The organism is Acinetobacter sp. GN11 (assembly GCF_054823985.1).
Map to the genome: position 1 here is coordinate 1 of NZ_JRVL01000086.1, position 14,372 is coordinate 14,372.

The window sequence follows — 14,372 nt, forward strand, 5'->3', positions numbered from 1 at the left end:
CGGACCTTTAAATTCAAACTTAAGATCATTGTTATCGTAGTCTTCTAAATCAATATTGATTAATTAGATTACATTTTTATATGGAAACTTATTCTTTAAACTGGAACAGTAAGTAGCGTGAAAATTATAAAGAGTAAGACAAATGAAATATCAAGGAAGTTGTCATTGTGGTCAGATTAAATTTGTAGTGGAAGGAGAGTTGTTAGAGGTTTTATCTTGTAATTGTTCAATATGTCAAAGGAAAGGCTCATTGCTTTGGTTTTTACCAAGCAACCAAGTTAAAGTGTCTTTAGAAATCCCTGAAATTTTAGCGAACTATACTTTTAACAAACATGTGATTAATCATCATTTCTGTAAAAATTATGGTCATTGCAAGAAATGGAGAATACCGGAGGAGAGTCAGACATTGTGGCTTATGACCCAAAGAGCGATGAATATTTATTTGTAGATTGTTCTCCTGAGACACCGAAAGGTCGTAGAAGTCTTTGTAAAAGCTTTGGGGGCTAGAAAAGATCACCCTCCTAAGAATAGTGCAATCGAGGCGGCTAAAGAAATGGGAGCCGAGCTTCTCACAGAAGAGCAATATCATGAATTACAAAATTTAGGGGAGTTTGATCTTAAAACATCAAGTTGGCTCAAAACCCCAGATGAGATTCGACAGTTAGATGGAGCAATTTTTGCAGATCGTCGTTATGGTCGGGTCTTTATTTATTATAATGGGGCGCAATCTTATTATGCGGCTCGTGGATTTCGGTGCTATCTAAGAATATAGATTTTACAGTTTGATAAGAATTATTAGGTTTGATGTTTTATGCCAAGAAATTGGAGGTTCTTGCAACTTTTGATTGATGGTAAACATGACAAGATATGCTCTGGAATTAAATAAAAACACCAGGATATCTCTAAAAATGCAACCTAATCCAATTTACTATAATGAACAACATATTGCTTTTGCTGATAATGTTCGCCGATTTGTACAAAAAGAAATAGCACCTTTCGTTAATGAATGGGATGAAGCTGAGACATTTCCTAGAGATCTTTATAAAAAAGCTGCTGAGATTGGTTTATTGGGGTTAGGGTTCTCTGATGAATATGGTGGCATTCCCGATGCTGATCCATTCTATTCATTATTGGCTGGTATAGAAATGGCGAAGGCTGGGTCGGGTGGAGTGCATATCTCATTGATGGTACACACAATTGGTGCTCCGCCAATTCAGCACTTTGGAAGTGAGGAGTTAAAAGCAAAAGTCCTTCCGAGTATTATTTTTGGTGAAAAAATTTCTGCTTTAGCTATTACAGAACCTGGTGGTGGTTCTGATGTTGCTGCATTACAAACGAAAGCCGTTCGTGATGGTGATTATTATATTGTCTCAGGTGAAAAGACATTTATCACATCGGGAATTCGTGCAGATTACTATACTGTTGCGGTGCGTACAGATCCAACTAAAATAGGTGCAGAAGGCATTTCAATGTTGTTAGTTGATGCACATAGCGACGGAATTACTAAAACACCTTTAAAGAAAATGGGATGGTGGGCTTCTGATACAGCTCATTTGCATTTTGACCAAGTACGAGTACCTGCATCAAATCTGCTCGGCAAAGAAAATGCTGGTTTTAAAGTCATTATGAATAACTTTAATATGGAGCGCTTTTTCTTAGGTGTAGTGGCTTATGGGTATGCATTAGTCTGTTACGAAGAAGCTTTAGACTGGGCGCAGCAACGCAAAACTTTTGGTAAGAGGTTAATAGATCATCAAGTCGTTCGCCATAAATTAGTAGATATGGCAACGCAATTGACCTCAACACGGGCATTGCTTGAAGAAACTGCATGGAAAATGACTCAGCCAAAATTACAAGGACCTGAGTTGGTGGCTCAAATTTCAATGCTGAAAAATGTTGCGACTCGCACTATGCAATTTTGCGCTGATGCAGCGGTACAAACGTTGGGCGGCATGGGCTTTATGCGAGGTACCAAGTCTGAACGTATTTACCGTGAAGTGAAGGTCAATATGATCGGTGGGGGCGCTGAAGAAATTATGAAAGATTTGATTAGTAAGCAGCTTGGTTATTAATTTATTTTATTCACAAGTGACCGAGGATAGAATAAATACATTTTCAAGTTTTGATGTATTTATTCTAATTCTTTTGATTTCTACTATTATGTTCGGCATGAGTTCTATCTCGTTGTTTTTCATATTGTTCTAATTTAATTTCATATTTTTCTTTTAACGCATTTAAATACATAATATATGATTTAAGCTTTAAGGGGCAAAGGTTCTAACCATAGCTCATTTAAAATCGCCCAACGTTCATGATCTTTCCACTCTTTTCCACCTACTCGAAGATATTGTCGAGAAAAGCCCTCTTTGATAAAACCTGCATTTGCAACCAGATGAATTGAAGCAATATTTTCAGGTTGTATGTTTGCTTCAAGTCTATGCAATTTTAAATTTTCAAATGCCTCTTTGAGTAATAATTTTAAGCCTTGCTTCATATAGCCATGACCTTGATAGGGATGAAATATTTCATAACCTAAGTAAGCCGAGTGAAAATAACCTTTGATAATGTTAGAGATATTAAAAGTTCCGACAATTGTATGGCTTTCGGTTAAGCAAACAAAATAACGATGTTCTTGGGTTAAATATTGTTCAAAGTCAGTAGGAGGATATGTCCAAGGTTGATGTAGATGAATACTGTTTTCATATGCTTCTTTAATTTCAACCAAGTCATTTATTTGAGGTTTACGTAAATAGACTGAACTCATTTCAAAGCCATCTCGCTGACCATTTCCGTTAACTCATCAATTTTGATTTTACCCTCAGCTTTATACCAAGTTACGGTCCATGAAATTGCACCACCAACTAATCTTCGCCAAATAAAGGCATCATGTTTTACCTTGCCCTGATTACGTAAATTTTCAATAATATCTAACCAGATCTGCTCGTATTCGTTACGCATTTTTAAAAGATAATCTTGTTTTTCTTTTGACAGAGCAAACCACTCATAAACCAAAACAGCCATGGCTGCACCAGTATCTCCAGTAATTGAAATGAGTTCAGCTTTAATAAGGGCACGTAATTGTTGTTCTGGATCAGTAGATTGAGCTGCTGCATCTTCTAAACGAGCAAGATTGTAAATAATGGTTTCCTCCATCACGTGAGCGAGGATGTCATCCTTACTTTTGAAGTGATGAAATAAGCTACCTGATTGAATTCCAATAAATTGAGCAAGTTCGCGTACAGTGGTTTTATCGTAGCCTTGCTTGTGAAATAAATAAGCGGCTCCCTGTAATAAACGACCACGTGGGCTGTCATCAAAGCAAGAAATATTTGGAATCTGTTCAATTGAAGTAGCAATCATGCGAAAGCTGAGTCCTTTATATAAAAATACTTAACAGAAAAGTTTGCCAAATCTCATCATTTTTTAGCTGAGCTGTCGAGTTTGGCAGTTTTGGTCAATTTCACAATAACATTTTGCTCTTTACAAACCAAGCGCTTGCTTGGTAATGTTGAGTGTAATTTTTAAACAAAATAACGAGAAATAGGATGGCAAGTAATCAACAGGATGATGAACGTGTCGTAAAAATAGGTTGTGCCTCTGGATTCTGGGGAGATACCAATACTGCCGCTTTCCAATTGGTACATCTAACCGATATTAATTATTTGGTTTTTGATTATTTGTCAGAGATCACCATGTCGATTATGGCAAAAGCGAAGATGGTGGAACCCAAGCATGGTTATGCTCTGGATTTTGTCAGTCGAGTGATGGCACCTCTACTTAAAAAAATTGCAGAAAAAAAAATTAAGGTGATTAGTAATGCTGGTGGTGTTAATCCATTGGCGTGTCGAGATGCCTTGCAAAAAATAATTAAAGAATATGGTCTAGATCTGAAAGTTGCTGTGGTTTTAGGCGATGATCTTTTAGCGCAGCATGAACAACTTAAGCAGCAAAATATTCACGAAATGTTTAGCGGTGAAGCTTTGCCAGAACAGGTGGCGAGCAGTAATGCTTATTTAGGTGCGGTGGCTATTCGTGATGCTTTGAATTTAGGCGCAGATATTGTGATTACTGGCCGTGTTGTTGACTCGGCTGTGGTGCTTGCACCGTTGCTCCATGAATATCAATGGTCGCTCGATGACTATGACAAATTGGCACAAGGTTCGCTGGCAGGGCATGTCATTGAATGTGGTGCGCAGTGTACGGGTGGTAACTTTACTGATTGGCAATTGGTACAAGGCTTTGACAATATGGGGTTCCCTGTAGTTGAAGTGAGTGAAGATGGTTCATTTGTTGTGACTAAACCACAAGGGACAGGTGGTCTGGTATCTACCGCAACGGTTGCTGAACAAATTGTCTATGAAATTGGTAATCCTCAAGCGTATTTACTACCAGATGTAATTGCTGATTTCAGTCAGGTGCATTTAGAACAAGTCGGGGAGCATCGAGTCCGTGTGACAGGTGCAAAAGGACAACCACCTACCGCACAATATAAAGTTAGTGCGACTTATCCAGATGGTTATCGGGTTTTAGTCAGTTTCTTAATTGCAGGGCGTGAGGCACCACAAAAAGCGCAAGTGATTGCTGATGCGATTTTGATTAAATGTGAGCGTGTTTTAGCAATGCGCTCAGTGCCACCGTTTAGTGAAAAATCGGTTGAAATATTAGGGATTGAAAGTACCTATGGCACACATGCTCAGGCATTAAACAGCCGAGAAGTTGTGGTCAAAATAGCTGTAAAACACATGTTTAAAGAAGCATGTATGTTCTTTGCCTCTGAAATTGCACAGGCCTCTACAGGCATGGCTCCAGCCTTGGCTGGAATTGTTGGAGGTCGACCAAAAGCATCTCCAGTGATTAAGTTATTTTCATTTTTAATTGATAAAAATCAAATTAATGTCGAAATCGATTTTGATGGGAACCGCTATCTGGTTGAGATTCCTCGGGGCACTTCTACAGAGCATATCCCTAGTTTAGCAGTGGGTGAAAGTGCGGTTTATCAAGGGAATGAAATTGAAGTTACTTTGATTGAAATTGCGCATGCCCGTAGTGGTGATAAAGGTAATCATAGCAACATCGGTGTAATTGCGCGTAAAGCAGAATATTTACCATGGATTCGTGCTGCACTGACTGAACAAACGGTTGCAAGTTATATGCAGCATGTCTTGGATGCAGAGAAAGGGCGAGTAATTCGTTATGAGTTACTGGGTTTAAATGCACTGAATTTTATGTTGGAGAACGCCTTGGGCGGCGGCGGTGTTGCAAGCTTACGTATCGACCCACAAGGTAAAGCATTTGCACAACAATTATTGGATATGCCTGTAAAAGTTCCGGCACATCTTTTAGAAAAATAAAATGAATGGATGAAATAAAGATGAGTTATCAATCAATTTTTAGACCAGATGCTTTTGCTAATAAAGTCGTGATTGTGACGGGTGGTGGTTCAGGAATTGGCCGCTGTACTGCACATGAGCTTGCAGCCCTCGGCGCACAAGTAGTGATTACAGGACGCAAAATTGAGAAATTAGAGAAAGTAAGCCAAGAAATTATAGAAGATGGTGGCTTAGTTCATTTCATTGTTTGTGATAACCGTGAAGAAGAACAAGTGAAAAATATGATTGCCGAGGTGATTGAAAAATTCGGCAGACTGGATGGCTTGGTGAATAACGCTGGTGGCCAGTTCCCGTCAGCTTTAGAGAATATCTCAGCAAATGGTTTCGATGCAGTCGTGCGTAATAATTTGCACGCAACTTTCTATTTAATGCGTGAAGCTTATAACCAATGGATGGCAAAACATGGCGGTAGTATTGTCAACATGACTGCCGATATGTGGGGTGGAATGCCGGGAATGGGGCATTCAGGTGCTGCCCGTTCGGGGGTTGATAACTTAACAAAAACTGCATCGGTTGAATGGGGCAAATCTGGCGTTCGGGTGAATGCGGTGGCGCCAGGTTGGATTGTGTCATCAGGTATGGATAATTATAGTGGTGATTTTGCAAAGGTGATTATTCCAAGTCTTGCTGGTAATGTGCCTTTAAAACGGATGGGAACTGAGTCAGAAGTTTCATCGGCAATTTGCTATTTATTATCTGATGCTGCGGCTTTTGTCTCTGGTGTGACTTTGCGTATTGATGGGGCTGCATCGCAAGGTACGCGCATGTATCCACTAGGCGATGCGACAAATAGTGAATCTTATAATGGTTTCCACCGTGCGTTTATTCCTGAAATTTTTAAAGATAAGACTGAAAAGGTAGAGCAAGACGATAAGTTAGGCTTGGAGTAAGGAATAAAATAATGACTATTCTCCAATCTGAAGTTGCTGTAGGCAGTGAACAGTATCAAAAAAATAAAGAGGCGCTTCTTACGCTGTTGAGTGAGGTCCGTGCAATTCAGCAAAAAAGCATAGATAAATCATATGCTGCCAAACCGAAGTTCGATAAAAAAGGCAAGATTTTACCGCATGAACGTGTCCGGTTGTTGCTAGATGTTGATTCGTCTTTCATAGAGTTATGTGGTTTGGTTGGCTACAACATGCATGATGATAAAGATGGCTCGGAAGCTGGCGGCGGGGTGATTGCTGGTATTGGTTTTGTCAGTGGTGTGCGTTGCCTAGTCTCTGCAAGTAATAGCGCAATTAAGGGCGGAACTATGTCGCCCATGGGCGTACAGAAAACCTTACGCTTGCAAAAAATTGCCTTAGAACAAAAACTCCCGCTGATTACACTGACTGAAAGTGGCGGTGCCAACTTAAATTATGCTGCGGAAGTATTTACTTACGGTGGTATGACCTTTGCCAATCAGGCACGTCTGTCTGCGGCAGGTATCCCTCAACTTGCGGTTGTACATGGTAATGCAACGGCGGGTGGTGCTTATCAACCCGGTCTTTCGGATTATGTGATTGCTGTACGTAAACAAACCGAAATGTTACTTGCAGGTCCGCCTTTACTGTTGGCTGCTACTGGTGAAGTGGCAACAGCTGAAGAGTTGGGCGGAGCAGAAATGCATGCTCAAATCGCTGGAACAGCTGAATATTTAGCTGAAAATGATGCCGATGGTATTCGGCTTGCACGTGAAATATTTGAGCATTTGAACTGGAAAGAGCAAATCAAACCAGTTGATATTGCCTATAAAGAACCGCGCTATGATGCTGACGAATTATTGGGTGTTATTCCAAGTGATCCTAAACAACCATTCGATATGAAAGAAGTAGTAGCTCGAATTGTTGATGATTCAAATTTTCTTGAATTTAAGCAGGAATATGATGATTTAACGGTGTGTGGTTGGGCAAAAATTGGTGGGTTACATATCGGTATTATTACTAATAATGGTCCGATCACCCCTCAAGGTGCGGCGAAAACAGCCCAGTTTATTCACCTGTGCGAACAGACTCAGCGCCCATTATTGTTCTTGCATAACACCACAGGTTTTATGGTGGGAACCGATGCTGAACAAAACGGTATTATCAAACATGGCTCAAAATTAATTCAAGCTGTTGCCAATTGTACTGTTCCTAAAATTTCGATTGTGGTAGCAGGGTCGTATGGCGCTGGCAACTATGCGATGTGTGGTCGAAGTCTATCACCCGATTTTATTTTTGCGTGGCCGAACTCCCATGTTGCGGTCATGGGTGCTGCCCAGGCTGGCAAAGTCTTGCGTATTGTGGCGGAAGGCAAGCAAAAAGCATCTGGTCAGGAGCCTAATCCTCAAATGCTCGATTTTCTTGAGCAAAGTACGGCGATGAAATTGGAGCAGCAGTCTACCGCACTTTTCAATACCGCAATGCTACATGACGACGGCATTATTGACCCACGAGATAGCCGAAAATTACTAATTTTTCTTTTACAAACCATTTATGAAGCACAGCAGCGGACATTGAACCCAAGCCGTTTTGGTGTGTCTCGCTTTTAAGCAACTTTTACCGCAATTAAAAAAATTAATAGGAATAACACCATGAAATTTACTGCCGAACATGAAGCATTACGCCGGACAGCACGTCAATTTGTTGAAAATGAGCTAAATCCGAATATTCCAGAATGGGAAGAAGCGGGTCGTTTCCCGATTCATGATGTATTTAAAAAGATGGGTGACCTTGGTTTATTAGGGATTTGTAAGCCTGAAGAAAATGGTGGTTTAGCTTTAGATTATTCTTATAACCTTGTGGTTGCTGAAGAAATTGGACGCGCAGCGTGTGGGGGTGTGCCTTTAGCAATTGGTGTACAAACTGATATGGCAACACCTGCTTTGGCACGTTTTGGTAGTCAAGAATTGCGCGATGAGTTTTTAACACCAGCTATTGCTGGGGAATATGTGGCATCCATTGCGGTATCTGAAGTTCATGCGGGCTCTGATGTGGCAGCAATTAAAACTACAGCCAAAAAAGACGGCGATGATTATGTCATCAATGGCAGCAAAATGTGGATTACCAACTCATTACAAGCTGACTTTTTCTGTCTGTTAGCAAATACTTCTGATGATAAACCACACGTCAATAAATCGATGATTATTGTGCCAGCAAAAACTAAAGGCATCAGTTTTTCTGAACCACTTAATAAATTGGGAATGCGTTCAACCACCACAGCACAAGTTTATTTAGACAACGTGCGTGTACCGCAGCGTAATTTAGTCGGTGCAGAAGGCATGGGCTTTATGATGCAGATGATGCAATTTCAGGAAGAGCGCCTGTGGGCATGTGCCAACTCTATTGGAGGGTTGGAAACGTTAATTCAAAAAACCATTGCCTATACCAAAGAGCGTACCACTTTCGGTCAGCCACTCATCAATAATCAATATATCCATTTCCGCTTTGCTGAACTCATGACTGAAGTGGAAGCACTAAAAGCATTAACCTACCAAGCGTGTGAACAGCATATTGCCGGTGAAGATGTCAGCATGCTAGCTTCAATGGCAAAACTCAAGGCAGGACGTCTAACTCGTGAAGTTGCAGATAGCTGTCTGCAATATTGGGGGGGCAATGGTTTTATGTGGGATAACCCTGCATCTCAGCTTTACCGTGACGGACGCTTGGGGTCTATTGGTGGTGGGGCAGATGAGATTATGTTGGGGATTATTTGTAAGTTGATGGACATCCTGCCTAAAAAACAGAAATAAAATAAGGAATAAGCCATGACATTTTCAGCATATCTTCAAGCTTTAGATATTGATGACAGCATTCAATTAGAACAGGACGGTAGTATTTTATACCTCTGGTTAAACCGACCAGAGAGCCGTAATGCCATGAACTTGAATATGGTCAATGCGATTCAACAGGTCTTTGCTGCTATTCATGATGATCTTTCGATTCGTGCGGTCATCATCCGTGGTGAAGGAGGAACTTTTTGCGCAGGTGGTGATATTAAAGATATGGCAGCTTTGAGAGTTGAAGTGAGTAATACCGGTAGCCTTCAACCTTATGCTGATTTTAACCGCCATTTTGGTACCATGCTTGAGCAAGTTGAAACAGCTCCACAGACGGTTGTAGTGATTTTAGAAGGGGCTGTTCTAGGTGGTGGTTTTGGTCTGGTATGTGTTTCCGATGTTGCGATTAGCCGTGACAATGCCCAGTTTGGATTGCCTGAAACTGGGCTAGGAATAATTCCTGCACAGATTGCTCCTTTTGTAGTGAAGCGTATTGGTCTAACTCAGGCTAGACGACTTGCTTTGTTGGGGATGCGTTTTGAAGGACCTACGGCGCTCAGTGTCGGAGTGGTCCATCAGCTTGCTCATAATGAATTAGAGCTAGAGCAGGAATTACAGGAAACTATTCAGCAAATTAAACGTGCTGCACCACAAGCTTCACGTATGACGAAAGCACTCCTACATCGAACACTCAATGAACCATTGAATCATTTGCTTGATGATGCTGCGCAACAATTTGCTCAAGCGGTTGGTGGTGTTGAAGGGCAAGAGGGAACGATGGCTTTTATTCAAAAACGGTTGCCGAATTGGGCCGATGAGCAATAAAAGATAAGGATAAAAACAATGAAATTTTCAAAAGTACTGGTTGCCAATCGTGGTGAAATAGCAGTTCGGGTGATGCAGACAGCAAAGGCAATGGGTTATCAAACTGTGGCGGTCTATTCCGATGCGGACCGTAATGCTCGCCATGTGCAAGAGGCTGATGAAGCAGCTTATATTGGAGCTTCTAAAGTATCTGAATCTTATCTTTCAATTACCAAAATTATAGAAGCTTGCAAAAAAACAGGCGCGGATGCTGTGCATCCTGGTTATGGCTTTTTATCAGAAAATACGGATTTTGCTCAGGCCTGTATCGATAACCAAATTACTTTTATCGGTCCAACAGCTTCGGCAATTGAGTTGATGGGAAGTAAACGACTTTCAAAAATTGCCATGATTGAAGCAGGCGTACCTTGTGTCCCAGGTTATGAAGGCGATCGGCAAGACCTTAAATATTTAGCAGTACAAGCTGAGCAAATTGGTTTTCCAATTATGGTCAAAGCTTCTGCGGGCGGTGGTGGCCGCGGTATGCGCTTGGTACAGCAGTCTTCCGAATTGGTTGAGGCATTGCAAACCGCACGTTCAGAAGCTGAAAATGCATTCGGTTCAGGTGAGCTTATTTTAGAAAAAGCGGTCATTGCTCCACGCCATGTCGAAATTCAGGTTTTTGGTGATACGCATGGCAATTATGTGTATTTGTTTGAGCGTGATTGTTCGATTCAACGCCGTCACCAAAAGGTTGTAGAAGAAGCACCTTGTCCAGTCATGACACCAGAACTGCGTCAGCAAATGGGAGAGGCTGCTGTTGCAGCTGCCAAAGCATGTGCTTACGTAGGCGCGGGAACTGTTGAGTTTTTGCTTGATGCATCGGGTGAATTCTATTTTCTAGAAATGAATACACGCTTACAGGTTGAGCATCCAGTCACTGAGCTTATTACAGGATTAGATTTGGTTGAATGGCAATTGCGTGTCGCCAATGGTGAGTATTTACCATTGCAACAACATGAATTGTCCATCAAGGGCCATGCAATCGAAGTGCGCTTGTATGCTGAAGATCCACGTCAAGATTTCTTGCCGCAAACAGGTCAAGTTTTACGTTGGAAGCCCACAATTTTGCCAAATGTACGAATTGATCATGGCATGTTAGCAACAGATGAAGTTAGCCCTTTCTATGATCCGATGGTGGCGAAGGTGATCGCATACGGTAAAACCCGTGAGGATGCGATTCGTCTACTGGCTCGTGCTGTAGATGATTGTGTTTTGCTGGGTGTAAACAGTAATAAGCAGTTCTTGGTCAATTTATTACGCCATCCCGTTGTTGTTGGTGGTGATACCAATACCGCATTTATTCAACAGCATTTTCAAAAAGATAGCAGCCTACATAAGCAGGTTCTATCTTTAGAAAATTTAGCGATTGCTGCTGCATTATTTAGTCAAAGTAAAGTCACTGCGGTGTGGAAAACTGGGCTTGGAGTGCCATTACCATTAAAACTTAAATATGATGATCAGCAAATTCAATTGCAGCTTTCATCTGTAAATAACACGTTTACGGCACAGCTTTGTGATCAAACAGTTTGTATTGAAGTGCTTGAGAGAACACCAGAGCAATTAGTTTATTTAATTGATGGCGTACGCCGCCGTGTGCAATATGTATTAGATGGTGATCAGCTTTACTTAGATCGAGAGAATGGCAATGTTGCGATACGAAATGTGACTTATGCTGCCCCTGAAATAGCTGATGTGGCTGGTGATGGCAATATTCGTGCGCCGATGGATGGCGCTGTGGTAAATATTTTGGTTAATAAAGGCGATCAAGTCGTGAAAGGTCAAACTTTATTAGTACTTGAAGCCATGAAAATCCAACAGCAGATTAAATCTGATGTGGATGGTGTAGTTGAAGATGTGTTAGGGCAACAGGGTCAACAAGTAAAAAAACGACAAATGTTGTTTAGTATTCAAATTTAATTAAAAATACCGCTCTATATGAGCGGTATTTATTTTTGATCAGAAGTCTTGATTTATTCTCCATCAGCCTCTGCAATCAACTGACTTGCTTTTTTTAGGCTATACAAGAGTTGTCCTAAAAGAACCTCTTTATTACTGAGCGTGACCATAACCATCGGGTGATGAGTTGCTGGAATAGCCGTTAGAATAGCCTTACCATTATCTGCATCTAAAGTAATGTTGTTACAGCCAGTGAGTTGAATCTCTTTTAAAAAAGCAGTCACCATTGCCAAAATTGAGCTACTCACCGCTGCTAATTTGGTGGTGTTATGGTAGTTTTTATGACTTACTGTTGCTAATTCAAAACCATCAGAAGAGCAAATCATTACAAAATCTACGCCACGCGTATTCATCAAAATATTATGAGCTTCAGTTTTTGCTAGCTGTAGCAATTGTGTAGGGGCGGTGCGTTTTTGAGTTGGGATACTAAGCATGATCATTCCCCTGAGATGTTAAGCCTATTTTGACTTCAAGTGATGCAATTAATGATTCAACCATCATTAAAATTTGTTCTTGCTCGCGTGCATCAATAAAAAACAACGGATATGACAGTCCATTTGCTTTTATCCAATGACGATATTGTTGAAGTGACGATTCTTTATTCTCATCAACATGAGTAATACCAATTGCAATATTATCATTATAATTTTTAAAGGTTTCTAAGCAGTTTTCTAGCTCGTCAATAGGATTAGGACTATTGTGATCTAATAATAAAATAACGCCGATTGCACCTTCACAAATAACCGACCATATAAAATCAAAACGGCTTTGTCCCGGGGTGCCATAGAGTCCGATTTTGATTCCATCATCTAAAGTAATTTCACCATAATCAATGCCTACAGTAGTTTGAGTTTTCTGGTGGCTTTGTACATCGGTGTTGAATGCTTCCGTTCCCAAAATTGGAATCTCAGATAACGATTTAATCGCTTCTGTTTTTCCTGCCCCCATACTACCTGCAAAGACAATTTTATATTGCTGTATAATCATAACTTCCCTTAAAGACCAAAACGCCGTCTAATCTTCCCTATAAAATTTTTAAAAAAATGATTGTCTATATTTGAATTTTCTAAATGATAACTAGGTACATAAGAACATTTATTCGCCGAAACAAATCTTCCATTATTTGCCATTACACAAGCTGTAACGAAGCGTAAGACATCGTCGATTGATAAGTTAAGTTGTTTAGCAACATCAGTAATTTTTGCTCCCTGTATAAAACATGCGGAGAGTTGAAGGCTCACTTTTCTATATTCTTTTTGGTAGGGCTGTGGCCAATGATCGATTTTAAAATATTTATCCTTTGCAGCTAGATTTTCAAAGTCTTTTGAACACCAAATTAGGTTCCATAACCAGTCTTGTAAGCAATAACTTTTTTTACGAGAAACCTTAGTAAAATCCGATGTTTTAGCAAAAGCAAAGTTAAAGCTCATATTCGTATATGCTTTTTGACGAGAAGGTTCTATCCAAGCAATTTGAGCTCTGTTATCAATAATGGCAAGAGTGCCTTTATCATCAAATAAATGTAATTTAGTATTTTCTGGACTATGCAAATTTCTTATAAATTGCTCATCAATAAGGAGGAGTTCCGTAGATAAATCTGAAACTATCGCGACACTATTTTGATTTAAAAATGATAATAGATTTTTTTGTAACCAGTCGAATAGAGGTTCTACTTTTTCTAGTGGCAGATACAGAGTATGTTCATAAACTTGATATCGGTTTTCTGAAGGAGTTTTACTAATTTTTAAATAAGGACATTTTTTCTTTTGAAGAATATTTTGAATATTATCAGAGTCAAAAAAGTTTTCGTTAATTAATAATAGATCAATATGATTGTTAGAAATATTAACCCAATTAATACCATGCTGATTAGGTATCAAATTTCTGATTAAAGTTTTTAATTCATCTAAAACTTTTAAACTTAAACCAGAAGTAGCAATATTTATGCAATTCCTATCCATAGTATCACATTAAATTTCATTGAATAACATCATAGTTTTAATGTGCTTGTTATAATAAATATAAAAAGCACATCTTAGATTAATTAGCTAAAGTCTAGCTCTTTTTCAAATGACTTTAACTCATGACGAGCCATGGCCAAATTCGATTTAGTACGATCAAGCACTAAGTAAAGGAATAAATTATTATTACTTTCTAGGGGGCGAATTAAGTGGTAAGCCTTACCTAAGGTAATTAATATATCTTCAATATTGTCATTTAATTTCAAAGCATTGGCGATATTCCGCTTTGCGCGAATTACTTCTGTATTTCCGGCAGCAGCCAATTCTAAATCAATTTCCCCACCACCTTGTGTTGCAAGTGATAATCCACTTTCTGAATCAACAAGTGCAGAAGCAATAAAACCGTCAATTTCAGTTAAGCTATCTAAAGAAAGTTTAGCCATGTTTTTATCTCTC

The 14,372-nt window shown here is 39.7% G+C and carries 13 protein-coding genes and 2 pseudogenes; 9 read left to right on the forward strand and 6 right to left on the reverse strand.

Annotated features, from left to right (window positions below):
* Positions 1-142 precede the first annotated feature (142 nt).
* The 3 genes and pseudogenes from NL42_RS09465 to NL42_RS09475 all read left to right on the forward strand — a co-directional run.
* Positions 143-367: pseudogene (locus NL42_RS09465) on the forward strand (GFA family protein); the annotation flags it as partial.
* Positions 358-772: pseudogene (locus tag NL42_RS09470) on the forward strand (DUF4256 domain-containing protein); the annotation flags it as partial. The pseudogenes NL42_RS09465 and NL42_RS09470, both read left to right, overlap by 10 nt.
* A 136-nt stretch (positions 773-908) precedes the next feature.
* Positions 909-2,072: an acyl-CoA dehydrogenase family protein gene (locus tag NL42_RS09475; RefSeq protein ID WP_461312566.1), complete on the forward strand. Its 1,164-nt coding sequence runs from the start codon at positions 909-911 to the stop codon at positions 2,070-2,072.
* 182 nt (positions 2,073-2,254) lie between these two features.
* Here NL42_RS09475 and NL42_RS09480 read toward each other — a convergent pair whose 3' ends face one another.
* Both NL42_RS09480 and NL42_RS09485 read right to left on the reverse strand, forming a co-directional pair.
* Entirely contained in the window at positions 2,255-2,764 is a 510-nt protein-coding gene (locus NL42_RS09480; protein WP_461312567.1) for a GNAT family N-acetyltransferase, read from the reverse strand.
* Entirely contained in the window at positions 2,761-3,360 is a 600-nt protein-coding gene (locus NL42_RS09485; protein WP_461312568.1) for a TetR/AcrR family transcriptional regulator, read from the reverse strand. Before NL42_RS09485 ends, NL42_RS09480 begins: the two co-directional genes overlap by 4 nt.
* Before the next feature lie 185 nt (positions 3,361-3,545).
* Here NL42_RS09485 and NL42_RS09490 point away from each other — a divergent pair, with 185 nt between their 5' ends.
* The 6 genes from NL42_RS09490 to NL42_RS09515 are packed head-to-tail and all read left to right on the forward strand — an operon-like array spanning position 3,546 to position 11,916.
* Positions 3,546-5,351: an acyclic terpene utilization AtuA family protein gene (locus tag NL42_RS09490; protein WP_461312569.1), complete on the forward strand. Its 1,806-nt coding sequence runs from the start codon at positions 3,546-3,548 to the stop codon at positions 5,349-5,351.
* Between the two features lie 20 nt (positions 5,352-5,371).
* The gene (locus NL42_RS09495) at positions 5,372-6,280 is read left to right on the forward strand and encodes an SDR family oxidoreductase (protein ID WP_461312570.1); all 909 of its coding nucleotides are present in this window, start codon (positions 5,372-5,374) and stop codon (positions 6,278-6,280) included.
* An 11-nt stretch (positions 6,281-6,291) separates the two neighbouring features.
* The gene (locus NL42_RS09500; RefSeq protein ID WP_461312571.1) at positions 6,292-7,905 is read left to right on the forward strand and encodes an acyl-CoA carboxylase subunit beta; all 1,614 of its coding nucleotides are present in this window, start codon (positions 6,292-6,294) and stop codon (positions 7,903-7,905) included.
* A gap of 42 nt (positions 7,906-7,947) precedes the next feature.
* Positions 7,948-9,105, forward strand: coding sequence for an acyl-CoA dehydrogenase family protein (locus NL42_RS09505; protein WP_461312572.1), 1,158 nt, complete (start codon positions 7,948-7,950; stop codon positions 9,103-9,105).
* Between the two features lie 15 nt (positions 9,106-9,120).
* Positions 9,121-9,957, forward strand: coding sequence for an enoyl-CoA hydratase/isomerase family protein (locus tag NL42_RS09510; RefSeq protein WP_461312573.1), 837 nt, complete (start codon positions 9,121-9,123; stop codon positions 9,955-9,957).
* An 18-nt stretch (positions 9,958-9,975) separates the two neighbouring features.
* Positions 9,976-11,916, forward strand: coding sequence for an acetyl/propionyl/methylcrotonyl-CoA carboxylase subunit alpha (locus tag NL42_RS09515; RefSeq protein WP_461312574.1), 1,941 nt, complete (start codon positions 9,976-9,978; stop codon positions 11,914-11,916).
* 53 nt (positions 11,917-11,969) lie between these two features.
* On the opposite strand, the gene NL42_RS09520 is transcribed toward NL42_RS09515, so the two are convergent.
* The 4 genes from NL42_RS09520 to NL42_RS09535 form a co-directional block, all read right to left on the reverse strand.
* Entirely contained in the window at positions 11,970-12,389 is a 420-nt protein-coding gene (locus tag NL42_RS09520; protein ID WP_004796294.1) for a roadblock/LC7 domain-containing protein, read from the reverse strand.
* Complete coding sequence (locus tag NL42_RS09525) at positions 12,382-12,942, reverse strand: GTP-binding protein (protein WP_461312575.1); 561 nt, start codon at positions 12,940-12,942, stop codon at positions 12,382-12,384. Before NL42_RS09525 ends, NL42_RS09520 begins: the two co-directional genes overlap by 8 nt.
* 8 nt (positions 12,943-12,950) lie before the next feature.
* The gene (locus NL42_RS09530; protein ID WP_336170796.1) at positions 12,951-13,916 is read right to left on the reverse strand and encodes a hypothetical protein; all 966 of its coding nucleotides are present in this window, start codon (positions 13,914-13,916) and stop codon (positions 12,951-12,953) included.
* 83 nt (positions 13,917-13,999) lie between these two features.
* Positions 14,000-14,359: a roadblock/LC7 domain-containing protein gene (locus tag NL42_RS09535; protein ID WP_045437845.1), complete on the reverse strand. Its 360-nt coding sequence runs from the start codon at positions 14,357-14,359 to the stop codon at positions 14,000-14,002.
* Between the last annotated feature and the right edge of the window lie 13 nt (positions 14,360-14,372).